The sequence below is a fragment of the Ignavibacteriales bacterium genome, from assembly GCA_015709675.1.
Taxonomy (GTDB): domain Bacteria; phylum Bacteroidota; class Ignavibacteria; order Ignavibacteriales; family Ignavibacteriaceae; genus H2-BAC3.
On the sequence record CP054182.1, the window covers coordinates 2,938,237 to 2,964,609 of the forward strand.

Annotated in this window: 22 protein-coding genes and 1 tRNA gene; 11 read left to right on the forward strand and 12 right to left on the reverse strand. The window is 42.1% G+C overall.

Annotated elements, in window-relative coordinates; translation table 11 throughout:
* Positions 1-50: 50 nt before the first annotated feature.
* Genes HRU80_11285 through HRU80_11310 form a run of 6 tightly spaced genes read right to left on the reverse strand, consistent with a single transcriptional unit; the run spans position 51 to position 8,619 of the window.
* The gene (locus HRU80_11285; protein ID QOJ29428.1) at positions 51-1,469 is read right to left on the reverse strand and encodes an HD domain-containing protein; all 1,419 of its coding nucleotides are present in this window, start codon (positions 1,467-1,469) and stop codon (positions 51-53) included.
* Positions 1,453-2,535 (reverse strand): AI-2E family transporter, encoded by a 1,083-nt coding sequence (locus HRU80_11290; GenBank protein QOJ29429.1) that lies wholly within the window; start codon positions 2,533-2,535, stop codon positions 1,453-1,455. Before HRU80_11290 ends, HRU80_11285 begins: the two co-directional genes overlap by 17 nt.
* Complete coding sequence (locus HRU80_11295; GenBank protein ID QOJ29430.1) at positions 2,535-4,667, reverse strand: hypothetical protein; 2,133 nt, start codon at positions 4,665-4,667, stop codon at positions 2,535-2,537. Before HRU80_11295 ends, HRU80_11290 begins: the two co-directional genes overlap by 1 nt.
* A 16-nt stretch (positions 4,668-4,683) precedes the next feature.
* Entirely contained in the window at positions 4,684-5,949 is a 1,266-nt protein-coding gene (gene murA, locus HRU80_11300) for a UDP-N-acetylglucosamine 1-carboxyvinyltransferase (GenBank protein ID QOJ29431.1), read from the reverse strand.
* Between the two features lie 13 nt (positions 5,950-5,962).
* Positions 5,963-7,876, reverse strand: coding sequence for a protein kinase (locus HRU80_11305; protein ID QOJ29432.1), 1,914 nt, complete (start codon positions 7,874-7,876; stop codon positions 5,963-5,965).
* A 2-nt stretch (positions 7,877-7,878) separates the two neighbouring features.
* On the reverse strand, positions 7,879-8,619 hold the full coding sequence (locus HRU80_11310) for a Stp1/IreP family PP2C-type Ser/Thr phosphatase (protein ID QOJ29433.1): 741 nt from the start codon (positions 8,617-8,619) through the stop codon (positions 7,879-7,881).
* Between the two features lie 246 nt (positions 8,620-8,865).
* On the opposite strand from HRU80_11310, the gene HRU80_11315 reads away from it, so the two are divergent.
* From HRU80_11315 to HRU80_11365, 11 genes are all read left to right on the forward strand, one after another.
* Positions 8,866-8,947 (forward strand) — tRNA-Leu (locus tag HRU80_11315).
* 28 nt (positions 8,948-8,975) lie between these two features.
* Complete coding sequence (gene tig / locus HRU80_11320) at positions 8,976-10,265, forward strand: trigger factor (protein ID QOJ29434.1); 1,290 nt, start codon at positions 8,976-8,978, stop codon at positions 10,263-10,265.
* A gap of 19 nt (positions 10,266-10,284) precedes the next feature.
* Positions 10,285-10,896 (forward strand): ATP-dependent Clp endopeptidase proteolytic subunit ClpP, encoded by a 612-nt coding sequence (gene clpP, locus HRU80_11325; protein QOJ30530.1) that lies wholly within the window; start codon positions 10,285-10,287, stop codon positions 10,894-10,896.
* Positions 10,897-10,937: 41 nt separating this feature from the next.
* Positions 10,938-12,422 carry a serine hydrolase gene (locus tag HRU80_11330; protein QOJ29435.1) on the forward strand — a complete coding sequence of 495 codons (1,485 nt, stop codon included), beginning with the start codon at positions 10,938-10,940 and terminating at the stop codon, positions 12,420-12,422.
* A gap of 65 nt (positions 12,423-12,487) precedes the next feature.
* The gene (locus HRU80_11335) at positions 12,488-13,585 is read left to right on the forward strand and encodes a hypothetical protein (protein ID QOJ29436.1); all 1,098 of its coding nucleotides are present in this window, start codon (positions 12,488-12,490) and stop codon (positions 13,583-13,585) included.
* A 9-nt stretch (positions 13,586-13,594) separates the two neighbouring features.
* Positions 13,595-15,112, forward strand: a complete 1,518-nt coding sequence (locus tag HRU80_11340; protein ID QOJ29437.1) for a magnesium chelatase — start codon at positions 13,595-13,597, stop codon at positions 15,110-15,112.
* Between the two features lie 110 nt (positions 15,113-15,222).
* The gene (locus HRU80_11345; protein QOJ29438.1) at positions 15,223-16,212 is read left to right on the forward strand and encodes an Omp28-related outer membrane protein; all 990 of its coding nucleotides are present in this window, start codon (positions 15,223-15,225) and stop codon (positions 16,210-16,212) included.
* Positions 16,213-16,221: 9 nt separating this feature from the next.
* Positions 16,222-16,944: a T9SS type A sorting domain-containing protein gene (locus HRU80_11350; GenBank protein QOJ29439.1), complete on the forward strand. Its 723-nt coding sequence runs from the start codon at positions 16,222-16,224 to the stop codon at positions 16,942-16,944.
* Complete coding sequence (locus HRU80_11355) at positions 16,941-17,432, forward strand: TlpA family protein disulfide reductase (protein ID QOJ29440.1); 492 nt, start codon at positions 16,941-16,943, stop codon at positions 17,430-17,432. The genes HRU80_11350 and HRU80_11355 overlap by 4 nt, the downstream gene beginning before the upstream one ends.
* Before the next feature lie 59 nt (positions 17,433-17,491).
* Entirely contained in the window at positions 17,492-18,979 is a 1,488-nt protein-coding gene (locus HRU80_11360; protein ID QOJ29441.1) for a hypothetical protein, read from the forward strand.
* Positions 18,980-18,993: 14 nt separating this feature from the next.
* The gene (locus tag HRU80_11365; GenBank protein QOJ29442.1) at positions 18,994-20,337 is read left to right on the forward strand and encodes a cytochrome P450; all 1,344 of its coding nucleotides are present in this window, start codon (positions 18,994-18,996) and stop codon (positions 20,335-20,337) included.
* 8 nt (positions 20,338-20,345) lie between these two features.
* Here HRU80_11365 and HRU80_11370 read toward each other — a convergent pair whose 3' ends face one another.
* The 6 genes from HRU80_11370 to HRU80_11395 are packed head-to-tail and all read right to left on the reverse strand — an operon-like array spanning position 20,346 to position 26,356.
* Positions 20,346-21,473, reverse strand: a complete 1,128-nt coding sequence (locus tag HRU80_11370; GenBank protein ID QOJ29443.1) for a saccharopine dehydrogenase NADP-binding domain-containing protein — start codon at positions 21,471-21,473, stop codon at positions 20,346-20,348.
* Complete coding sequence (locus tag HRU80_11375; protein ID QOJ29444.1) at positions 21,470-22,408, reverse strand: lytic transglycosylase domain-containing protein; 939 nt, start codon at positions 22,406-22,408, stop codon at positions 21,470-21,472. The genes HRU80_11370 and HRU80_11375 overlap by 4 nt, the downstream gene beginning before the upstream one ends.
* A 3-nt stretch (positions 22,409-22,411) precedes the next feature.
* Positions 22,412-23,833 (reverse strand): ferrous iron transporter B, encoded by a 1,422-nt coding sequence (locus HRU80_11380; GenBank protein QOJ30531.1) that lies wholly within the window; start codon positions 23,831-23,833, stop codon positions 22,412-22,414.
* Between the two features lie 17 nt (positions 23,834-23,850).
* On the reverse strand, positions 23,851-24,651 hold the full coding sequence (locus HRU80_11385) for a 50S ribosome-binding GTPase (GenBank protein ID QOJ29445.1): 801 nt from the start codon (positions 24,649-24,651) through the stop codon (positions 23,851-23,853).
* 5 nt (positions 24,652-24,656) lie between these two features.
* Positions 24,657-25,679: a metal-dependent transcriptional regulator gene (locus HRU80_11390; GenBank protein QOJ29446.1), complete on the reverse strand. Its 1,023-nt coding sequence runs from the start codon at positions 25,677-25,679 to the stop codon at positions 24,657-24,659.
* Positions 25,676-26,356: a metal-dependent transcriptional regulator gene (locus HRU80_11395; GenBank protein QOJ29447.1), complete on the reverse strand. Its 681-nt coding sequence runs from the start codon at positions 26,354-26,356 to the stop codon at positions 25,676-25,678. The genes HRU80_11390 and HRU80_11395 overlap by 4 nt, the downstream gene beginning before the upstream one ends.
* Positions 26,357-26,373: the final 17 nt, after the last annotated feature.

The window sequence follows — 26,373 nt, forward strand, 5'->3', positions numbered from 1 at the left end:
GAACGGGCTTATTGCATGACCAACGGAGGAACTGAACCGATGAATGAGTATCAGATACCTGACTTTCTGAGTATCTCTTCCTTGTGTTCCATCATATAAGCATAGGCAGCATCATACTCATTCGGAATGACTCCATCCAGAATCGCTTCTTCAATTGCTTTTTTGATGATTCCGACAGATTTGCCTGGTTTCAGCCCCAGATCTTTCATTATCACGTCTCCTCTAACCGGAGACTGAAATGCCCTCAGACGGTCTTTTTCCTGAACTTCATAAACGCGCTCCATGACCGTGTTATAATTTTCAAGATACTTATTAACCTTTTCCCTGTTTTTGCTTGTGATGTCAGCTCTGCAAAGGGAAATCAGGTCGTTCAGGTCCTCCCCGGCATCTACTATCAGTCTTCGGATTGCTGAATCAGTGACACTCTCCTCAGCCAATGCCATTGGGCGCTGATGAAGTCTCACCAGCTTGGTTACATACTCCGCCTTGTGGAGAGGCATTTTCATTCGTTTAAAAATCCCCTCAATCATTCTGGCGCCAACTTCCTCGTGGCCATGAAATGTCCAGCCAGTTCCCTCATAAAACCTCTTGGTAACCGGCTTTCCAATATCATGAAGAAGGGTTGCCATACGGAGCCATAAATTATTTGAAACCCTGCAAAGATTATCAAGGACATCGCAGGTATGATAAAACACATCCTTATGATGGTACTCTTTTCTCTGATCCACTCCCCCTAAGCGTGCAAGTTCAGGGAACACTATATTAAGTACACCAGTGCGGTACAAAAGTATCAACCCTACTGAGGGATAATCTGATTCCATAATTTTCAGAAACTCATCGGTAACCCTTTCCTGAGAAATGATGGAAAGCCGTTCCCTCATTTTGTGGGCAGCAGGAAATATACTTTCATGCGGCTGAAAGTTTAGCTGAGCCGCAAATCTGAATGCCCTCATTATCCTGAGCGGATCATCATCAAATGTCATCTCGGGATCAAGCGGCGTCCTGAGGATTTTATTCTCCAGATCTTTCAAGCCGCCCGTCAGATCTATCAACTCACCAAAGGAATCTGTATTCAGGGAAACTGCCAGCGCATTAATAGTAAAGTCTCTGCGGAGGATATCATCTTCAAAAGTACCGGATGTAACCAATGGATTCCTGCTTTCCCTGGAATAGGATTCCCTTCTGGCACTCACGAATTCAAAATTCCAGTCAACACTATGAAAATGAGCGGTACCAAAATTCTTATAGACTGTAAATCCTGAGCCGTTAAGCCGTTCACAGATCCGTTTTGCATAAACTTCGGAATCACCCATAACCAGAAAATCCATTTCCGGTTTTTTATGGATTCTTTCCAGTAAAATATCACGCACAAAACCACCAATCAGATAGACGTTTATTCCGGTCTCCCGGGAAGTCTCTGTCCAGTTGGAAAGAAACGGATATTTCTCTAATTCAATTTTCAGATTCATTCTTTGGTTCTTCAATACTTCCGCCCAGCAAAAGAGCCAGGGGTTTTAGAGGATCAATATTCTCAAATATTATAATACAAATGGCTGCAAAAGGAACTGCCAGAAACATTCCGGATAAGCCCCAGACCCAGCCCCAGAAAAGAAGAGACAAAAGCACAAAAACCGTGCTTAAATTCAAATGCCGGCCAAGGTAAATTGGTTCAATATAATTCCCCATGATATTCTGATTTATTATCAGCAGAATACTTCCGGCAATAAAATTAAAATTGATTCCAAATTTAAGGAATAAAAAAAGCACCGGAAAGGCAGTAGCAATCAGCGAGCCGATATTCGGAATAAAATTCAGCAGAAAAGCAAGAATTCCCCATAAAATCGCAAAATCGCCTCCTGTAAGGAGCACAATCAGCCAAGTGAAGATTCCTGTGATAAGACTGATAATTGTCTTGATGAATATATATGATTGAACCTGTTTATTGATCCTTGCGTAGGATGTCATTATTCTCCCCTCGCGTCCCTCAAAAATTCTGTCAAGTTTCTTTTCAAAAGCGTCCCTTCCTCCGCTCATAAAAAGCCAGAAAAGCAGAATAATAAACACATTTCCTAGAAAATTAGTAATCCCGCCAAGTAATCCGGCAATGATTCCGGATGAAAAGAAAGCATCAAATACGGCTGTCAGATTAAGGCCTTTGGCTTCGCTGTCAATAAGGTTCAGAATTTCATCAGTTGTATATCCGAACAGGGAGAGAATCTGTCCGATAATTGAAGCAAGCCTTGCCGAATAAATACCCCAACCCTCCGAGAACCCCCTCGATGAGGTAGCAACAAGTATATAAATCAGGAAGAGCACTCCTATCAGGAGAATCAATACAGACATGATTGCTATACTTTTCGGCACTTTCCAGCCAACCAGCCGCTCAATAAGAGGATATGTCAGCAGTGTAAGGAGCATTGCAAAAACAAATGGTATCAGTATAGACTGAAGCTGGATAAGCACAAAGAAAATCACAACAACCGAAAGCATCCCTAATGAGAATCTGAGCAGAGTATCGTTTCTTGCTGTATCCACTATTCTTCCTTACTGTTTTTGTGAACGATTAAATAATTTCTGAAGCGCATTAATTCATGATAATCATTAAGTGAACCTGAAGGCAACAGTCCCGGATTAGTTTTATCCAGAGCTGAAATAAATTCATCTGACACCCCGGCTGCCAGACTTCTTCTGGCAATCATAAGTTTACAGTACTCAGTCCAGACATTCTTCAAGGGGAATTCTTCGCTCATCCTTAATACTTCTGCCCCGGATGAGAGGCTGAGCAGAGGATACAGCAAATATCCTGTACTGTCTTTTATCTGTGAGATAAGAATTTCTCTTTTTAAGGAATCACCTGCCGAAATATAATCCTTAAGGACTCCCCGTTTGTAAAGAAATATTCTCGTTTTAATCACTGCATCAAATCTCAGATTCGGTGAATTGCTGAGAAGCTGACCATATATTCCATCGGAGATTCTTTCACCATTTAGCAGTTGAATATCCGACGTTTTAAGCTTAATATTTATATCTGAAACTTCCTCCCCGATATCTGCAAGTAGATCCAGAATTTCTGCATATCTTTTCTTCTTCTCCAGCAAAGCCGCATAGGTGAGAATGTACTGAGGCTCACGGCTTCGAGAAAGCAGCTCCCGTAAAATTGTTTCAGCTGCTTCACTATTCCCTTTGTTGATTTCTTCAGCAGCACTCTCAAACTTTTCGGCCAGGTATCGCGGACAAATTTTTAGAAGAAAAGGTTTTGCCCTGAAATAATACTCTGCGGCTACCGAATCCCTGCCGGCTGCCCTGACAGTCAGTTCATTCATTGCTTCAGCAAATAACTGCTCAGAATTTTTCCCGAGAATTTTGGTAAAATCACCAGTTTGATAAAGTTCTTTTACTTTCTCTGCACCATAATCATTATTAATCTTGTTGAAAATCAGACCGGCCTTGAGATATGCGTATCTGGTGTTCGCCGTAAAGAAAGATTGGGTACCGGATTTTCTGGCGGTATCACGGTGATTTTGACCAGAAAAAGCTGCAAGAATAACAGGGATATCCTGATCATCAAACGAAAAACTGGCATATACGGCCAAACCCTCAATCAGCCAGGGGTTAATCCCTCCGGCTACATAAAAGGGAGGATTTGAAAATTCTGAAGCTGCAACATGTGCCAGTTCGTGCCGCAGATTTCTGAATACAGAACTTATTGAGGTATGAATTTCCCTTTTCCAAGGTTTGGCAACGTCCGCATTCTCAGAACCAAATAAACGTCCTTTATCTTCATAATTCCTGTAGATAAATGAACGGACTTTTTCATTCCCCTGCAAATGAAGTTTTTTTCGAAGTTCGGCCCATTGAAACTCATGAAATGCAGTGAGCATTTTCTTTTTCTCCCGGGTGATTCCGGCCGGATGAACAATGACAAAGTTCTCAGTCTCTGTAACAGTATAGCCGTTACGTTTCAGGTGATCTGAGGTTGTTATGAAGCCAAAAAGAGGAGCAATAGTATAATAATAAAAACCGATACTGAGCAGGATTACCAAAATTCTGAATTTCAGGCCAGTTACTTTGAGCAGCAGAAAATATAGTGCGGTGAATCCTGCCACGGAAATGAATCGGTGAAGAAACAGCCTTGTGTCGGGTTTGATCAATTCATCATAAATTGTTCCGGGGAAATAAAATATCACAGGATTATAAAAATGAATCTGACTCAGAAAATAAAACTGTAATAATGGTTCCAGCAGAATCAAAAGCAGGACTGCGAGAAATGCAGCAAAAACGAATTTTTGGAGAAATAACTGAAGAATTCTTACAAGAAAAAAAGAAGCTGCAACCGCCGGCAGGCCTCCGATAAGGTAAAACCTGATACCATGAGCATAGGAGCATCCTGCAGTGAAGAATGAATGAGCCAGTCGCACCAATGGCTCAATTGAGAATAAAACTGCAATCCCTATTATCAGGGCGCCGGGATTGACCTCCCTTCTGCCTCCAAGAAATAAATAAAGATATCCGCTAAGCAGAAACAGCATGAATGAGTGGATAATGGCCGATTCATAACTGAAATATCTGGTAACCGGGAAAAATAGCAGAGAAATACTGACCAGTAACTGCAGTATCAGCGGAAAGATGAGGATTTTAACGGAGAAGGTATTCACCAGATTGGACATATTATTCCAGCCCGGATTAATACTCAGAACCTGCTACCCGCTGAATCCTTGCTCCAAGTGAATTGAGTTTTTCTTCCAGTTTTTCGTAACCACGGTCAAGGTGATATACTCTTAACACTTCTGTAGAGCCTTCAGCTACGAGCCCGGCAAGTACTAACGAGGCACTCGCCCTTAAATCTGTTGACATTACCTTTGCTCCCTTCAGACGGTTCACTCCCCTCACAATCGCACTGTTCTCCTTGACGGTGATATCTGCTCCCAACCGGTTGATTTCAGCGACATGCGAAAAACGGTCAAGATATATGGTATCTGTTATTGTTGAAGTACCGGCAGCAGTGGTCATATAAGCCATCCACTGGGCCTGCATATCAGTGGGGAATCCGGGGAAAATTGATGTAGTGACATCGCTCGGAATTATCTGTTCATTGCCTGAGCTGATCGTAATTAAACCATTGTTATTCAATACTTTAGCTCCTGCATCTTCAAGTCTTGCCAACACCGCGATCAGGTGGTTATCATTTATATTTGTAAATGTAACACTGCCTCTTGTCATTGCGGCAGCAATCATCAGGGTACCCGCCTCAATACGGTCAGGTATGGTGGCAATCTCAGCAGGCTTCAGTTCATCAACCCCTTCCACAGTCAGAATGGGAGATTCTATTCCTGAAATACGTGCTCCCATTTTATTGAGGAAATGTGCAAGGTTTGAAATCTCAGGTTCCATTGCAGCATTATTGATAACGGTTGTTCCCCGGGCAAGAACGGCAGCCATTAAGACGTTGCCTGTTGCTCCCACTGATGATTTATCAAAATTAATTTTTGCTCCCGTTAGTTTTTTTGAACGGGCAATAATATACCCGGCATCAAGTTCAATTTCTGCTCCGAGCTTTTTAAGACCCTCCAGATGAAGATTGATTGGTCTGGGACCCCATGCACAGCCGCCCGGAAGTGATACTTTTGCATATCCGTATTTTGCCAGCAGCGGACCGAGTACGTAGAATGAGGCTCGCATCTTCTTTACAAGTTCATAAGGAGCTTCCATTGAAGTGATAGCGGATGTATTAATGTGCATTACATGATCAGCAAAGGATACTTCTGCCCCGAGATGCCGCATGATTTTTATCATGGTATAAACATCATTCAGTTCAGGAGTGTTACTGAAAACTGAAACACCATTCGCAAGAAGCGCTGCCGGCATCAGAGCCAGGGAGGCATTCTTTGCTCCGCTGATGGAAATTTCCCCTGTAAGTCTGTGTCCCCCTTCGATGATTAATTTATCCAAATACTTTTTTCAATCAGTTTTTATTAGTTAGAACAATTCCGTTAAATCCGGCAATTATCAGTTTGGAGCCCTCCACAACTGCTGCCCGGTTCAGAGAATAATAATTTCCGCTTGAGGAAATAGACCAGGTTTTGCCTCCATCAAAAGACTCCAGAATCTCACCTTTGTTCCCGGTAATTATGCCGTTACTATCATCAGTAAAAAGCACTGAGACGAGCCCTGAGTTGGTTTTCGATTCAACAGAAAGCCAGTTCTCTCCTCCGTCTGTTGTGCGGTAAATTTCTCCTCCTGCTGCAACAACAATGGCCTCATCACTTCCGGTCAGGTAAATATCTCTGAAATACTTGTCGGTAAATGCACTCAACTGCCTCCAGGTATACCCTCCGTCAGTAGTTTTAATAATGGTTCCGTTCCAGCCGACTGCCATGCCGGATTGGGAATTGAAGAAATGAACAGAGTAGAGCAAACTTTGTGTTGGGGTAATCACTCTCGTCCAGGATAATCCATTATCCGTTGTTCGGATCATTGCCCCTCTGCTACCAACAGCATAACCATTTCCGTTACCGATGAAATAGATTCTGAAAAGAGTTTCAGATATACCCGTCGGAACAGGAAGCCAGGTTAATCCGTCATCAGCGCTTTTATACATTTTACCCCCGTCTGCCGAAACGAATAATGATGAAACTCCATTATACCTGACGTCAAAAAAGTTGAGAGAGTCAGGAGGTAAAACCCTTTCCCATGAATTGCCGCCATCAGTTGATTTGATTATCACTCCACCTTCACCAACAGCAAATCCAAGCCCGTAATTAACAAATGTGAGACTATTCAAATTAGAGGTAATCCCTGAATTAAGTGCGAGCCAGGAACTCCTTGGCTTAAAAGATGGATTATTTGAATAACCGGAGTCGGTAGTATCAACTTCCCCGGCTCTTTGCTTTGTAATAGAGGGCCAAAAATCAGAAATAGCTGAAAAAAGAACATATCCGAGTCCGGCGAATAACCCCAGTACCAGAAGCGTGATAAAAAAGACCCGGACTTTATGTGAGGTTTCACTTTTTTCCTTTACCGGCTTGGCTGCCTGCTGTGTAGTCTGCGACCTCGCCATGTTATATTTTGCAGTCACATCATCTATCTCAGTGATAAACTCGTCACAGTCTCGGTATCTTTTTATCTGATTTTTATCAATGGCGCGGCTCACAATTTTATCCACTTCCGGCGGGATGGTTGAGATACTCGCCGAAACCCTCTGGGGTACCTTTTTGAGGTGACCTTCCATTATTTCGTATTCGGTCCCATAATCAAACGGGGTCTTCCCGACCAGCATTTCATAAAGTGTAATCCCTATTGAATAAATATCACTCTGCCGGGTTGGCTCCTCTGCTTTGATTTGTTCAGGGCTCATATAGAGGATAGTACCGATCTTGGTGCCGGTCTTGGTAATTCCTTTTTCAGCAATGGATTTTGAGATACCAAAATCCATGATTTTTACCACTCCCTCACGATTTATGATGATATTCGAAGGTTTAATATCTCTGTGGATAAACCCTCTGGAATGTGCATACCCGACACCTGAGCATATCTGTTTGGTGATACTTAATGCATCAAATGGCTCAAGACGCTTTTTCCTGATAACCATTCTTTCAAGAGTTTCCCCCTCAACATATTCCATTGCGATCCCCAAAATACCATTCTGATCAGTAAACCCATAAACCGGCACAATATTCGGGTGGTTTAGTTTGGCCTGATTTCTTGCTTCCCGCTTGAACCGCTCAATAAACTGCGGGTTATTAACTGCCTGTGAACCAAGGATTTTAAGGGCCACGAACCGCTCTAATTTCATATCAAGCGCTTTGTAAACAACTCCCATTCCCCCTTCCCCGAGCATGGAGATGATTTTGTAATTTTCTATTACACTTCCAATCATGGTTACCTGCCTGCCTGGACTTGATTACTGATAATCACAAAGGTAAAATTATCCGGCGCTCCTCTTTCCTCTATTGCCTTTGTAAACTTATTAGTTATAAACTCAAGATCATTCGGGATTAACATCTGCTCTATTTCCTCATTGGAAAGCACCCCGCTTACACCGTCAGTACAGAGGAAAAATTTCCAAGGTTCATTCCTCTGGACGGTAAAATAGTCATGATCCACTTCGATATCCGGTTTATCACCTAATGCCCTCATTATTACATTCCGGTGAGGATGTGATTCGGCCTGTTCAGGGCTGATATAACCATCATCAAGAAGCCGTTGCACATAAGAATGATCTTTTGTTACCTGAATCAGTTTATTCTGATAGTAAAAATAGATTCTGGAATCCCCCACATGACCCCAAAAAGCATAATTTTTATTGAGGTACACAGCCACAGCGGTAGTTGCCATGCCGGTATGCTCAGGTGTTCTGAGAGCACTTTCCTTTATTCTGACGTTTGAAGTTTTAATGGCATGATTCATTCTTGAGAGATAATCTTCATCATCATTCTGTAAGAAATAATCCCGGATAGTTGAAACAGCAAGTTTGGATGCAATTTCCCCGGCGTTATTTCCGCCTAATCCGTCACAAACAACCGCCAAAAGACCTTCCTCTACCTCAAAAACATCGGCGTAATCCTCATTACCGCTGCGTTTCAGTCCGGTCTTGGATGTGAAGATATAATTAATTTTCATGCAAATTCAGCCAACTTAATTCTTGGAAATAATATGGAACACTATTACAATTTAGTAAATATCTGAAGGTTATGGATTGGACTAGGTAAAAAATAAGAAAAATCTTCGAATTTCCGACAGATTCTTGCAAAAAAGAGATGAAATTGCTGCATTTTGGCGAAATTTCCCCTAAAACCTCCTTCAACCGCGGATTTTGGTAAGGAGGAAAAAACTGAGTATTTTTAAAGTTCGGCTATAATAAATTACGCGAAAGTGGCGAAATTGGCAGACGCGCCAGACTTAGGATCTGGTGGAGTAATCCGTAGGGGTTCAAGTCCCCTCTTTCGCACAAAAAATGATAATCATAAAGGAAAACCTTGGAAACCAAATTTAATATCATCCACGAGTCTGAAAAAGAAATAGAAGTAACTTTAACTCCAGAAGATTATAATGAGTCCCTCAATAAAGAAGTAAAAAAACTTGAAGGGAAAATTGAGATTAAAGGATTCAGAAAAGGTAAAGTGCCGCAGCAGATTCTTAAGCGGATGTATGGTGATTCACTTCAGTATGAGGCAGCAGAAGAAGTTGTTCAGAAATCATTCGCGGAGATTGTTAAAGAAGGCAAGATTAATCCTCTGCCGGGAACTCCAAGAATTGTTGATTTAAAATTCAAACCTGCAGAAAATTTGGAGTATAAAGTACGGTACGAAGTTAATCCGGAAATTGAACTTAAACAGTATAAGAATATCGAAATCGAAATAGATGAACTTACTGTTTCTGACGCAATGCTGACTGAAGAGTTACTTAAACTGTACGAAGGGCACAGCACCCGCGAGCAGGTTGAATCTGTAGATGCAGAAGATCTGATGCTTACTTTGGATATAGCTAAAATCCTTGATGACGGTTCACTGGACCATAATGCGGGCGGCAAGAATATGGAAGTACGCCTGAATAATCCGAATGTGAATGCTGATATTGTTGCCAACAGTAAAGGTAAAAAAGCCGGTGATGTTTTCGAATTTACTTTTGAAGACCGTCATACTCATGATCATGAGGATGGTTCAAAAGAGGAACATGTTGTAAACTTCAAATATCAGGCAACGATTGTCAAAATTGAAAAAATTAATCAGCCTGAAAAAACTGAAGCGCTCTTTATGGAGCTGAGTAATGAGGAATGCAAAACCGAAGAAGAACTGAAAGCAAAAATCAGAAAAGAACTTCAGGCATATTATAATCAGAGGATGGATGATCTTTATCTCAATAAACTTGAAGATAAAATCCTGAACGATCACCCTTTCACTCCCCCTGCTTCATTTCTTGAAAGGTATCTGAACCGTCTGGTGGATGAAGAAGTGGAATACAGAAAGAAACGTAAAATGCCAGAAGCCAAAAGAACAGAAATAGCTGAGGCAATGCGTTCAAGAGCGGATAGGGCTCTCCGGTGGTATTTCATCAGGGACAACATTGTTGTTGAAGAAAATCTTGAAGTTACTCCTGAAAAAGTCAGGGAAGTTGCTGAGAAAGTTGCTGAATCCACCGGATATCCGGTTGATGCACTCGTGCAGTTTTACAGCGGAGAAAAAGGGTACGATGAAGTAAAATCACGGATCTTTACGGATTTTCTTAAGTCTAATAACGTCAGGAAACTTGTTTCCAAAGCAGAATAAAAGCATTTAAAGGATTATGATGGATACGAAGAAGTTTGAAATATTTAACCAGTTAGTTCCCTATGTAATTGAGCAGACAGGCCGTGGTGAACGGGGCATGGACATCTATTCAAGACTGCTGAGAGAGAGAATTATCTTTCTTGGCTCAGCGGTTGATGATCATGTTGCGAGCCTTCTGGTGGCCCAGCTTATCTTCCTCGAAGCGGAAGATTCGCAAAAGGATATTCACTTGTATATAAATTCACCCGGCGGTTCAGTTTCTGCAGGCCTGGCTATTTATGATACAATGAAATATATAAAACCGGATGTTGCCACAATTTGCGTTGGGTTAGCAGCCAGCATGGGTGCAGTTCTGCTCGCAGGCGGAGCAGCAGGCAAAAGAACCAGTCTTCCCCATTCAAAAATTATGATTCATCAGCCCTGGGTCGGCGGGCTTCAGGGACAGACCACCGATATTGAAATCCATGCCAAGGAGATGATTAAAACCCGCGATACGCTTTATGATATACTATCTGAGCATACCGGCAAACCCCGCGAAGTTATTCATAAGGACTGTGAACGCGATTACTTTATGTCCGCAGAAGAAGCCAAAGAATATAAAATTATTGATAATATTCTCGTTAAGCGTTAAGGTTTCTTATACGATCTGTATATCAAATTTATGAGTAAACTTTGATCAATATTTCTTTAAGTAAGAGCAGATTAACCAGTCTGCTCTTTTTTTTATTATTTACCATTGCTGCATCCGGTCAGGAGACCTCCCCGCAAACAGCCTCGGCAGAAGCAGTTCAGAAACTAAGAGAGTTCACTCAGCTTTACTTTGAACGGAGAGGTATTCCGGGACTCAGTTTTGCACTTAGTCAGGACGGAAACACCTTATTTTCGGAAGTGAGAGGGTATGCGGATATTGAGAACCAGGTGAGCGTTCAGACGGGCTCCCTCTTCAGAATAGCTTCCATTTCAAAGCTTATAACCTCTGTTGCAGTACTCAAACTGGTACAGGATGGAGCAGTAAATCTTGATGAAGATATTAAAAAATACCTGCCCTATCTTAACAAACTTAATGGCAGAGTGACCCTCAGAAACATTCTGAATCACACATCGGGACTTCGCGGCTACCGGCATGGAGAATTTAACAGTACAAAAAAATACTGGACAACTAAAGAGCTCATGGATTATCTGAAAGATGATACCCTTGAGTATAGACCGGGAACTAAGTATCTATATTCCACTCTGGCTTACAACTACGCAGTAGCTGCGATTGAAGCTGCAACAGGAAAAACTTTTAACCAGATTCTCAAAGAAAAGATTTTTCTGCCACTGCAGATGAGCAGCACACACCTTGACGAGCAGGAAAAAATTCTCCCTTTAAGGGCCAGAGGATATATAAAAAATGACTACAGAGAACTGCAAAATGCCCAGCTTGCGGATCTATCCATCAAATATCCCGGCGGAGGTATGATCTCCACTTCAGGTGATCTGCTCAAATTCGGAAATGCGCTGATAAACGGAAGTCTGCTTTCATCTGCATGGCTTGATACTCTGACAAAAATATCCAAATTATCAGATGGCACTCCGCTGCAGTATGGACTCGGCATAAGTGTAGATACAGATCCGCAAGGAAGAAAAATAATTTCACATTCGGGAGGCGGTACCGGTTTTGTGTCACTGCTCCAGATGTATCCTGCTGAAAAACTGGTCTCGGTTCATCTTTTGAATATCGTGGACAGAAATTCGGGCAGTCCGGCACGAGATCTCTCAAAAATTTTCTTAGGCGACTCAGTTATCGTTCCCCTTAAACCAACTGCCGACACTTTGATGCAGGTTTATCTTGTTTCCGGAATTCAGGAAGCATTGAAGACTTATTCTTTTATCAAACAGACTCCCTCTCTGCAGTTTAATCCAGACAGAGAAGAATTTAAACAGTTTGGCTATGATCTAATTAAAATCTCTCGTATCCCTGATGCTATTGCGGTTTTTAATGAAATGCTGAGGGATGATCCGCAGAATAAAAGTGCATATATAGGTCTGGGCGACGCTTATTCTAAGGACGGAAATACAGGACTGGCTGTAAAAAATTACCGGCAGGCACTAAGACTGGACCCGGCAAATAAATACGTACAGTCGCGGCTTTCAGTGCTGGAGAAAAAGAAGTAACCTCCGGCAGAGAACTTTTTCAGGGGGAAATGCGTTTATTACAGTAATTAACCATCAGGAAAACAGTGCTCGGAATCAGGTTTGCAAAATATACTCCCCCGCCTCTCAGCGGCAATAGGTTTGAGGACCTGCTTAAACTGTTCCTCCAGTTGTTAACCATTACCTCAGGTAATGTTTCCCAGTCCCTCCAAATTCTCAATGATCTTGACAGACGTTACCGTCTTACAGACCCGGCTTACGGAATGGGTGATTTTATCGAGGATCTTAAACAAAAGGGATATTTGGAAGAACCCCAGGCAGGCGGAGAGTTCGGCATTACTGCCAAAACCGAGCAGTCAATCCGGAGGCAATCACTCGAAGAGATTTTTGGAAAAATTAAAAAATCCTCAAAAGGCAACCATATAACACCAAATACCGGTCAGGGGGATGAACTCACCTCAGACAGGCGGGAATACCGCTTTGGTGACAGCTTTGATCAGATTGACCTTACAGATTCAATCCGTAATGCACAGATCAATCACGGTGTTGAACAATTTAATCTTTCCGAAGAAGATCTGACCGTTCAGGAGAAAGACTGGAAGGCGCTTACCTCAACAGTTCTGATGATTGATATATCACATTCCATGATTTTATATGGAGAGGATCGCATTACACCGGCCAAAAATGTAGCAATGGCACTTGCAGAACTGATCAGAATTAAATATCCGAAAGACACTCTTGATATTATTGTCTTTGGAAATGATGCCTGGCCGATCGACGTTAAGGATCTCCCCTATCTTAAAGTCGGCCCGTATCATACCAATACCGTTGCCGGACTGGAACTGGCGATGGATATTCTGAGGCGCCGTAAGACCAATAATAAACAGATTTTCATGATCACTGACGGAAAACCAACCTGCCTGAAAGTTGGTCTGCAGTATTATAAGAACAGCTTTGGACTCGACAGAAAAATCCTGAATAAAACGCTCGATTACGCAGCCATTGCACGGAGAAGAAATATCTCTATTACAACATTTATGATTGCCCGGGATCCTTATTTACAGCAGTTTGTAAGTGAATTTACCAGGGTAAATAACGGCAGAGCTTTTTATTCCAGTCTTCAGGGGCTTGGAGAATATATATTTGAAGATTATATCATTAACAGGCGTAAACGCTTACGCTAAAAGGAATTTATGAACGTTACGGAAATTACAACTCTCGGTGAACTGAAATCAACCGGATATAAGACGAAAAGTATCCGTGAGGAACTTCGGTCGAATCTGATAACTGCTCTGCGTGAAGGGAAAAACCCTTTTGAGGGCATTCACGGTTATCATGATACCGTTCTTCCGGATCTGCAAAAGGCAATCCTCTCAAGGCATAATATTATCCTTCTTGGTTTACGGGGGCAGGCCAAAACCAGAATTGCCCGCCTTATGGTCAGACTGCTCGATGAATATATACCCGCTGTTCAGGGATCGGAAATTCATGACAACCCCTTTGCGCCGGTATCTAAATTTGGAAGAGACATGGTTGCCGAACACGGTGATGCCACCCCGGTAGAATGGATACACCGCGATCTGAGATATACGGAGAAACTCGCGACCCCTGATGTTTCAACCGCTGATCTGATCGGCGATGTTGACCCTATAAAAGCAGCGTCTTTGAAGCTTCCCTATTCAGATGAAAGGGTGATTCACTTTGGACTTATTCCCCGCTCAAACAGAAGTATTTTCGTAATTAACGAACTTCCTGATCTGCAGGCAAGAATTCAGGTAGCACTGTTTAATATTCTTCAGGAAGAGGACATACAGATCCGCGGGTTTAAGATGCGGCTGCCGCTTGATATACTCTTTGTGTTTACCGCAAATCCTGAGGACTATACCAACAGGGGCAGTATTGTAACCCCCCTCAAAGACCGGATCGACAGCCAGATTCTAACGCATTACCCGAAAGACAGGGATACTGCACGGATGATTACCATGCAGGAAGCAAAAATCACACCGGAACAAAAAGAGAGAATATCCATTGATCCCCTGCTTGCTGATCTGATTGAGCAAATTGCGTTTGAAGCCCGCTCGAGTGAATTTGTTGACCCAAAGAGCGGTGTCTCCGCACGTCTTACAATTTCAGCTTATGAAAATCTTTTTAGCACTGCAGAAAGAAGGATGCTGATTACCGGCGAATCCTCGACAGCCATCAGAATCAGTGATCTCTATGGAATTATTCTAAGCATCACCGGAAAAGTAGAACTGGTTTATGAGGGTGAGCAGGAAGGTTCAACTAAAGTCGCGGTTACGGTGATCGGTAAAGCAATCCGGACTCTTTTCCGTGATTATTTTCCCCTGCCGGAAAAAAGTAAGAAGGACACTCAGCAGAAAAATCCATACAGAGAAATTATAGGCTGGTTCAATAAAGGTAATAAAATTGACATACTTAATACAATCCCCAACAGCTCCTATATTGCTGAGTTAAATAAAGTGGCAGGGCTGGGAGAATTCGTTTCTGAAAAACTCAATGGGGCAGAACCGGAACGGTACCCGCTTTTTATGGAATTCCTCCTTCACGGACTGGCTGAATATTCACAGCTCAGCAAATATCGCTTAGAAGGCGGCGGAGTTCAGTTCAAAGACCTTATCAGCTCCATGTTTGCGGGGGGCATATCTGCGGAAGACGATCCCGATATTTCTGAAGAAGAATTCTACAAATAAATAGCGGAATTCGCTTCCCAATGACTGCCCATTAAAAAATGAGCAGTCTGGTGGTTTGAAATAGCCCTGAAAATGGCTAAATTTGGAGTTTATGTAATTTCCCTGAAATTATGAAACTTAAACTTCACATTGCAGCACTAATGCTGGTTTTTATCACTTCCTGCACAACGGAACCTCCTAATGTAATTGAGCAGGAAGACAGGTACGGCAAAATCTTTGTTCAGTCAAATACCTCCGGTGCCGCCATTTTTGTAAATGGAACTCCGTCAGGAAAAATTACTCCTGATACTGTTACCGCAAAAGCGGGTAATGCAATCATCCGGCTGGAAAAAGATGGGTACCTGCCTGCAACTCTGAACGCAATCGTACTGCCTGATTCCCTCATTGCAGTAACGGTTAATATGGAGGTACAGTCTGCGCCTAAAGTTGTGCTGCTTGAGGAGTTCTCAAATGTCAGCTGTGTTCCCTGTGTAGCTACGAACAGAATAATCTCCAAACTTCCGGAGAGCGGTTACAGCAAGGAAAAAGTGGTTATTATAAAATATTCAGCAAATTACCCATCTCCTCTTGATCCTCATTATCAGCACGCAAAAAGTGATATGGATTCGCGCCTGATGTATTATACAGTGTTTTCCACTCCGACGATATATGTGGACGGAACTGTTTCGCCTGTTGCATCAGATTCAAATTCCATAAAAAGTGCATTAGATTTAGGTCTTGCAAAAACACCAAAATTCAGAATCACCATAAAAGATTCAATTGACGCCGGAGAATATAAAATAGGCATAACGCTTCAGAATCTTGATTCAACGGGAATATCTTTCAGCAATCTTATCCTTCACACGGTCGTGACCGAAAGTCAGATTACTTACTCTTCACCTCCCGGTGCCAATGGCGAAACAATCTTCAAAAATGTCGCGAGAAAAATGCTTCCCTCCAAAGACGGTGAGGCACTCACTATATCAAACTCAATGAATACCGTAACTTACAGCAGAAGCATTCCGCTTCACTCAGCCTGGAACCCTGCTAATCTTCGGTGTGCAGTATTTGTACAAAATAAATTAACTAAAGAAGTATATCAGGCTTCATCAACGTATTAAAGAAAACCTATGATCAAAAACATTTTCATAATTCTGCTTTTAAGTTCAGCCATTAACGCACAGAGTTTTAATCTGGTACAGCACCAGTCCTCAATTACCGATACCCTTGGCACTGAAATTATATTTTATTTTTCAGTTATCAATACCAGCAGTTCACCTCTATCCTTTTATGTAAAAAGAACAGAGAATCTTATACCCGAAGAATGGCAGAGTTCACTTTGTTTCAGTTCCTGTTTTGCTCCCTTTGTGGATAGTATCGTCAATAATGTAACATTCAACAGCGGTCCGCTTGCACCGGGAGATACAGCTTCAGTCTCAGTCCATATATTCACGATGTTAGCTCACGGACAGGCAACAGTATCATTACGATTTGGCAATGTTGATAACCCGCTGGAAACAGTAAACAGCACCGTTTTTGCAGCAACAAGTCCGACTAATATTTTTGATAATGCTGATGCAGCAGACAGCTATCTTCTTATTACCAATTACCCGAATCCTTTCAATCCTGAGACAAAAGTAAATTTTTCGATAAAGGAACCTGGACCGGTTAGTCTCTCCGTTGTATCATCAGACGGAACAATTTATACCGTTTTGGAAGAAGAGTATCGAAGCGCAGGAAATCATATCGTAAATCTTAATTTCGGAAGTCTGGGTCTTTCATCCGGTATATATTTCTTAAAACTGCAGTCAGGAAAATTCACCTCAATCAGAAAGGCAGTATTTCTCAAATGATCAGGTTTTTATTATCAATAATTATTTTATCTGTTTTGCTGACTGCTTCAGACGGGAAAAAAATACCTTCACATAAGTTCGAAAATCTTGAGGGTAAACAATCTGAACTGAAGACACTTCTCTCCAAACAAGTAACCATCATCACTTTCTGGGCGACCTGGTGCAAACCGTGCGCGGAAGAAATGAGTGAGTTTCAGAAACTACTTGATATCTACAAAGAATCCGGGTTAAAGGTAATTGCCATCTCAACAGATAATGAGCGGAGTATCTCAAAAGTAAAACCGTTTATGAAATCAAAAAAGTTTGAATTCACTGTCCTGCTGGACACAAACGGAGAAGCAATGAGGAAATTCGGGGTTCAGTCTGTCCCCCATACCTTTGTTGTATCGGAGGACGGAACAATACTTTATAATCACAGCGGATACAGCAAAGGGGATGAAAAAAAAGTTGAAGAAATAATTAAAGCTAAACTGAAAGCCGGCGCGTGAATTTAAGGCAAGCAACTTCTCTTTTCCTGACAATTTTTTTACTTCTCTGCACTCCGGATATGCAATCCCAGGATCATCAGCAGCCGGTTCAGCTGCCTGAGGGACTTTCACTTCAGAATGACCTGAAGTATTCATTCGATATTGAAAACAAGCGGGAAATTTTTGAAAACTGGCTGAATCTTGACTATCAGACAAGTATATTCTCCGCCGGAATCAGGTATGAGTTTTTTCAGCCGAATGACCCCAATCCTGCAGTATCCAGGGGGAAAAACCGTTACGGCGATATAGGATTCAGATATATTGGAATATCACTCGGTGATGCAAATGCAGGAGGTGAGATCACAGCGGGAAATTTTTATTCCCTTTTCAGCCGAGGAATGGTAATTAAAATTTATGAAGACCGTAATCTCCGGGTAGATAATAATCTTTCAGGTATGAGTTTTAAGGGATGGTATCATGATTTTTATCTGAAAGCATTCTCCGGTATGGCTGAAAATACCTCTGGCGTTAGAAATGAGATTCTGCACGCTGCTGATATAGAATACCGCGGATATGATTTCCTTCATGCAGGATTAAGCTACGCTTCAAATCAGCCGTCATCCCCAGCACTTGCCAGAACAGGAATGGCATCGGGAAGAATTACATCTTCCTGGGATAATTTTGATATTTATGCGGAAGCAGTCATTAAGCACAATGACGATATCCGGCAGATTCCTGCACTTAATAATGACCGTATTGCAGGAAAGGGATTCTATGGAAATCTGAACCTTTATTATGAATCCTTCAGTGTAACTGCAGAATATAAGCTCTATGATAACATCCTCTTTGCATCCTCGGACGGAACAATCATCTACAATACTCCTCCCGGCGTGAGGAAAGATTACAGCTTTGCCCTTCTGAACCGTCATCCTGTTCCCTTAGATCAGAACAATGAACAGGGGTTTCATCTGGATTTTAATATCCCCTGGTCATCTCACAACCTTTTAAACATTGCCTGGTCTAAAACAACTACTCTCACGCCTGACTCCTACTATAAGAGACTGATAGGAAGTTCCGTGGCAAGTTCAACAGGGTTGCAAGAATTATTTGCCTCCACACAGTTTGATATCTCAGAACATGGTAATATCCTTCCCGCAATAGGATATATGGAGGAAGACGTCACAAAAACCATCAGTATCACACCGATTGTTCAGTATATTCATACAACCGGGGATTTCACGTCACTCAGGTTTTCTCTTGAACATCAGTATGTAAGAAACCGCAGTACATCAGAGAAATATTACACTGATCTTCTTACGGCTGAATTCCACCGCTCACCTGATATCAGAGTGAGTCTGGTTTCTGAAATGGAAACAAAGGAGCCGGAAGCTGGGAAAACCATCCGTAAATTCTGGAATTTTGTACAGTTTTCATACAGAGTAAATGAGCAGTATCGTTTCTCCATCCTCGCAGGATCAAGGCAGGCAGGAAATATTTGTATAGGCGGAGTCTGCCGCTATGAACCAGAATTCAGAGGTATTGAATTAAGAATGTTCACTACACTTTAATTCTCTGACTTTTCATGAACAAACAGTTTCCATCTCCTCCCCTCTCTAAAATCATATCAAAAGCCCATCTTTTCTTAAAGGACGACCTCTCTTATTATCAGTATTTCCTTGAAACCTACGGTGATATGGTATTTATGCAGCTTGGTGACTTTGAGATGCTGCTTGCAAATGATCCGGGATTTATTCAGCATGTTCTTAAAACCAATTATACAAACTATTCCAAACCTAAGGCACTGCGTGAGCTGGCTCCTCTGCTGAAAGATGGTATTTTTTTTCTTGAAGATGAAGCCTGGCGCAAGGAAGTACAAATCCTTAAACCTGCTTTTCATCAATCAATGATTGCTCTGAATGAGTACGTCGTTAAAGAGGAGGTGGAAAAAACCTTTAGGTATCTTGATGAACTTGCAGTGCAGAAGAAAAGCGCAGAGCTTTCTTCGCTTTTGAGAAATCTGTTCCTTACCATCCTGATCAGGACGCAGTGTTCACCTGCTGCTTCCGTTGATCAGAAGCGGATGATTCACCTCCTTTCAGTACTGCTTGACGGGGTGAGACCGATTCAGTTTTATACTCGTGTAATTAAAAAAGAATTCAACAATTTCGTAAATGCCGGATTTTTCAATGATCCTTTCCCAGCAGCAGCTCAGGAAATTGAAGATATGATGATGGAGGTATTTTACGCAGCTGAATCAGGAAAAATTGAAGCAACCGGAATTCTATCAATGATTCTTACAGCATATAAGGACGGGAAAATTGACCTTGCAACTGTCAGAGGAGAAATGCGTAATCTTGTTTTTGCAGGGATGGATACCGTGGCAGACAGTATGACCTGGTTTATGAATAATCTTATGCTTCATAAGGAAATTCAGAATACCTGTCGAGATGAAGTTATCAAATTATCGGAAGAAAGCATTCTTTCATACAACCTAATAGATAGATTCGTATACTTCTATGCTTCTTTCAGAGAGTCATTACGTCTTAATCCTTCTGTTTGGGCATTTCACCGAATGACACTTGCAGAGGATTCATGGAACGGATATAGGATCCCAAAAGGAGTATGGATTTTTATCTCCCCTCTTTTTCTCCACCGTAATGGTAAATACTGGGATGAACCGATGAAATTTAAGCCGGAAAGATTTATCGGGACTACAATAGTGAACCCGTTTTATTATATACCTTTCGGTCAGGGTCCGCATTATTGCCTTGGAAGCAGAATAGCACAACTACAAATAATGCAGATTACAGGCAGTCTTATTAAAAGATATGAATTTACAAGATCGTCATCTAATAATAAGAAGTTTTATGCAGGAGTAATGCTGCATCCCGCTCACGGACTTTATGCTGACCTTAAGAAAATCTAGAATTCAGCTTATTCTTCCTGAAAGCTTATAGCAATCCCTCTCTCAGTGAGATAACCGATAACTTTTTGGAAGACAGAAGTATCATGCGGGAGATTTTCAGGAAATACGACCCCTGATTCAGTAATCAGTCCCTCACTGATAAGTTCAGTAAATGCACAACAGGTGTAACCGGTCGTACGCTCCATTGAAGAAAAACCGGTTGCCTGATCCCGTTCATCATATAAATCGCATATGATTACCCCATCAGCCTGATCTTTTGTATATCCCATTTCAACGCGCATTAAAGTAAACTCATCATAACCTGGCTCTCCTTTCCAGGCGTCAGTCAGGAGTAAGGCAGATACATCCCTTGGTGATATGGATTTCCCATTAACAGTAATCTCTTTTTCATCAAAAAATCCTGCAGACTTAAGAAAACGCATATATTCTGCATGTTTAGGATACCGAAGGGTCATCTCCTTCATATCCGGCAGTTTCATGGTATGGAGCAGCGATCTCAGTCCATCAGTATTAAAAGCTTCAAGTTCACCAACCCGCGGAAATGTAATGATTTCCGGTCCGGAAAGCGCTTCTTCAATAATCAAAGATCCGTCAGATACAAATCTGGCAGGTCGGGTATATTCTTCAATAACATCAATTGGTGAGAACGGCGCACAATATTCATGAGGATACTTACGTTCTTTAGGCAGACCTCCCACATAACATTTAAAACTGTTCAGGGAATAAATCTTATTATAATACCCTAGGATAAAGTTGCTGAGTCCGGGTGCGACACCTGCGTCCGGTATCAGAACTGATTTATTTTTTCTGTATAGCTCGTCAAGTTCTTTGGCATCTTCCGGGAAAAATGAAATATCAACAACTGGTTTCCCAAAGACAGCAAGTTTACTCATTAATTCATATCCCATCCACCCTGGAACGGCTCCTACAAACAAATCTGCTTCTTTTAAGGGAGCAATTTCATTAATATTGCCGCGTAAGTCACAACAGACTGTCTTAATGGATGAATTTCCTTCAAACCTCCTAAGTGCATTCTCAGAACTGTCTGCCACGATGATTGAATATCGCTCACTGAGCGTCTGCGCAATACATCCCCCTACTTTACCTGCTCCAAGAACTGCAATTGTATTAATCATCGGATTTCTTCTACTGGAATTTTGACCAAAAATGTATCTCTGTTTTTATTCACCAGTTTACTATCCCGTATCCAGGGATTGTAATACTTCAACTGTGCATAAGTAATCCCTTCAGCTTTTGCAAAATCGATCCAGCTTTGAACTGTTCCGGTAACTTCAATCTCATAGGTGCGCAAAGGCTTATAATACTGGTCAGGCGAGAGAAAATAGCCATACATTTCCGGATGCTGATGAATGAGTTTATATGCCATAGCCCTGAATACATACCGTGCAGTTTCATCAGCCATGTGAAGCGAAAAATAATCGGATTCACCCTGTGCTTCAAGTTTGCTTCCTATTCCTCTCATTCCTGCATTGTATGCAGCGGCCGCAAGAGTCCAGGTTCCAAAATTACCCTTTGCCTGTTTAAGATATCTTACTGCGGCAAGTGTCGCCTTTTCAGGATCATACCGCTGATCAATTTCTTTATTGATGACCAGCCCATAATACTTCCCTGTTTTATCAAGTATCTGCCAGAATCCAACTGCAGCAGCCGGAGATATCGCATTGGTTAAATTACTCTCTGCTATCACAAGATATTTCAGATCATCAGGAATTCCCTCACGCCTGAAAATGTCTTCAATCATCGGGAACCACCTTCCCGTTCTTTTTAAGGACATGAGGGTCAGAGAATATGAAAAGCTGGAAACAATAAGTTCACGTTCCAGCCGCTCACGTATATACCACTTGTCAAGGTCAACCTTTTCGCCTGCAAAAGTCATCTCGGCAGGAAGCGGAGGAGATGAACTGTATCCAAACTGAGGTTTCGGCCCGGTTATAGTATCTCCGATAACCGTATTGCTCTCAGGCAGAGCGACAGGAATAGTTGTCAAAAATAGCGCTGAAGCACCCGTAATTATACCAACCGTGAGGATTAGAATTTCTTTTTTTGTCATAGGTCAATTTATCAATAAATAATAACCCTGCGCAACCAGAAAACAGATGATAAAGCCCATAATCAGGGGAATAAATGTTGCCAGAGCAGTCCATTTAATACTTCCGGTCTCCTTATATATGGTATAAATGGTTGTTGAACAGGGATTATGCAGCAGGCTAAAGAGCATTAATGATATACCGGTAAGTGCAGTCCATCCGCCTGCGCTAAGAATTTCCGCAGTCAGAGAAACTGAGTCTGCCTCAAACATAACACCGGCACCGGAACCGAGGTTCTCAAGTCCCAGAACATGTACCGTGAGCATTAAAATGGTTGGAACCACTATCTCGTTGGCGGGTATAGCAATTATATAAGCAAGGATAATTACCCCGTTAAGCCCGAAGAATAGCGCATAAGGATCCACCCAGGTAATAAAATGCTGTGCTATACTCAGTTCACCGATATTGATATTGCCAGTCAGCCAGATTAACACTCCGGCAGGAGCCGCAAAAATCATCGCCCTCCATAAAACAAACAGAGTTCTGTCTATAAGTGACGTATACAATATCTGAAGAATTCGGGGTTTTCTGTAAGGAGGCAGTTCAAGACTGAATGATGATGGTTCTCCTTTAAGAACAGTGTTTGAAAGCCCGCGGCTTACCACCAGACTGAGAAAAATGCCAAAAAGTGCCACGGCAATTACCGCACCCGCTGTAGCGATGCCGGAATATACCGGCGGTACCAGCGCTCCGATAAAGATTGATGCAATAAGAATCTGTGTCGGCCATCTGCCGTTACAAAGTGAAAAATTATTCGTTATGATAGCTACTATTCTTTCACGCGGACTGTCAATAATTCTTGCTGCTACAACACCGGCTGCGTTACAGCCAAAACCCATGCTCATCGTCAATGCCTGTTTTCCATGAGCTCCTGCCCTTCTGAAAAGCGCATCTAGATTAAATGCCACTCTCGGCAGATATCCTAAATCTTCAAGAAAGGTAAAAAGAGGAAAAAAGATTGCCATCGGCGGCAGCATAACACTTATTACCCATGCCAGTGAGAGATAGGCTCCATCAATCAGGATACCGCTCAGCCACCAGGGAAATCCGGCATTAACAGCAAGGGACTTCAAAAGAGGATGAATCGTATCCACCAATAAAACAGCAAGCATGCCGCTGGGAATATTTGTACCTACTACAGTGAGCCAGAAGACCAAAGCCAGAATAAGAAACATGATGACAAATCCCCAGACTTTTGAGGTAACCAATCGGTCAATTTTACTATCAAGAATTGCCGCATGTTTTTTTCTGTCGAGCGCAATTGCATTTGATGCAATAGAATTTGCTTCTTGGTAAATTGAGCTTATTACAGAATCGTGTATATTCTCACCGATAGCGTAACGGAGTTTATTTGCTTCTTTAATTATTTGTTCGTTCGGATTCATAATTCTTCCTAATTTTTTTATTATGCAACGGTATGCTGCAGTACAAGTGCTTCAGCAAGTCCTGATAGCTCACCGGTTTGTACCGCCTCGATCATTCTCTGATCCCCTTCGAGCAGTCGTAACGCAATCCAGCGGGTATTTGGAAGCCCGGGGAATGCTGTTTCAATCTGAGTAGAAAGATGTTCAATAGCACTCCTTATTTCTGCAGGAAGACTGGTAATACGGTATGGTTTGCATGCTATCTCACCTTTTGCAACTCCTTCTACGGCAGTAAGCAAATCCTGCATTCCTTCACCCTGGCGTGCGGAAGCTAGCACCACTGGAACACCAAGCCTTCTGCTAAGGTATTTTGGATCAACACTTATACCATGTCGCCTGGCCTCATCAGCAAGATTAATGCAAACCACTACACGTTCAGTAATTTCGAGAATCTGCAGTGTAAGATTAAGATTTCTTTCAAGCCGGGTTGCATCAACAACAATTACGGTGACATCAGGTTTTCCAAAAAGTATGAAATCTCTTGCTATCTCCTCATCAGATGAAGTTGAAAGCAGAGAATAAGTGCCGGGCAGGTCTATTAACTTATACTTATTTCCGTTAAAGATAAAAGCACCTTCTGCCCTGCTGACGGTTTTACCGGGCCAGTTTCCAGTGTGCTGATGAAGACCGGTCATATAATTAAATACTGTACTTTTACCTGTATTAGGATTTCCGGCAAGAGCTACCAGGAAATCGTAATCATTCATTTCAATTCCCAGCCGCTCAAGATTTTTTTTATTATGAACAGTGCACGTCGTGCAATCCTGATTTATATTCTGCATGGCAATCAGATCCTTATTTTTTCAACAAATATCAACGAAGCATGTTCACGTCTGAGTGCTATCAATGCACCCCTTATAGAATAAGCCCTCGGATCCTCGGCAGCGCTGGAGAATTTAACCTCGATGATTGAGCCGGGAACTACGCCTAAATCCATCAGACGTCTTCTCTGCTTTCCTCTCAGTGCTTTTGCAATTCCGATTACTTTACAGGTCTCTCCCACGCTGAGCGAGGAAAGAGCTATATACTCTTCCGGAATTACTTCATCAAATGCAAGTGCTGCAACGGTTATGTTTCCTGCAATCTGCGGTGAAAGTACGATCTCCTCACCATTTGCCTCAAACCGGATTCTTTCACTGTCTGAAGAGATCATTCTGACATGCATTCCGGGATATAAACCGACAGCAACAATCTGAGAATATATAATTTCCGGTTCATCTTCTATGTGTATAATCTGACCCGTTTCCATAACCGGCAGCTGGGTAAGATTGAAGCCTTGCCGCTGCGGAACTTCACCATCTTTCATCGGGATAGGATCACCGTGAGGATCGAACATGGGATTGCCAAGCTTTGCTGCAAGTGCATCTGTTTCATCACTGCTCAGCTGATGTTCTTTTTCTTCAGCAAGGTGATGCCAGGTCATCTGATCGGTACCGGTTTCGTCAGCCAGATACCTTTCCCATAACCGGTGAGTTCTTATCACCCTGAGAGCGTATGATCTTCCCTGCTGAGTAAGCCGGTATATACCATCTCTTTCAGCCTCAATTAGTCTGTTTTCTCTGAGCCGGGAAATAACCAGAGCGGCTTTATCACGGGAAATATTCAGGAACCCGGCCAGACTGTCCGATGTTCCTGTCAGATGTCTTTCTTCACAATCGTAAAAATGTTTTAGTGCATCCTCAGTTCTTGCTCTGTTTGAGGTATTGCGGTTTTTAAGGAGATACTTTCTCAGCGGACTGTTGGGAAAATAGATCCAGCTCACAGCACCTGCAGTGATCAGAAGTACTCCGATATATAGAAATTCACTCATAGAGTATTGCTCCTCTTTTCACTTAAAGATTCAACAAAAATATTTGAAGCCGTCTTCTGGCTTATGGTAAATGTGTTTCCGTTACACTCGGCAACCATGGATCCGTCATAATTAATTACTTCTTTAACAAAGATTTCGGATTTCAAATCAATACCCAGATTGGAAATATGGGCTAGAAACGAATTATCTGAGTCATTGACCCTGAGAACCGAAACAACAGCTCCTTCCCCTGCAAGCGTTAGAGGAAACTGGCTAGGGCTGACCGGTATTCTGCCATTTTTATCAGGAATGGGGTCGCCGTGAGGATCAAACTCGGGGAAATTAAGCATCTCTTCCATCCGGTTAATCAGTTCATCTGAAGCACAGTGTTCAAGCTTTTCCGCCTCATCGTGAACCTTTTCCCAGGGCAGGCCAACAATCTGGAAAAGGAACAATTCCCAGATTCTGTGCCTCCTTACAAGAGTTTTTGCGTATGAATTACCCTCCTCAGTAAGCGATATACCCTTATACGGAGTATAGTTAATCAGCCCCTCCTTAGATAGCTTTTTGACCATATCCGTTACGGCAGCATTGGAGATTGAGAGTTTATCCGCAATTACATTCGGCTTTATCTCTCCTGACTCATTCCGGTTCTTATAAATTACGCTGAGGTAATCTTCTGTTGATACATTCTTCATATTTAAGATATTTTGTT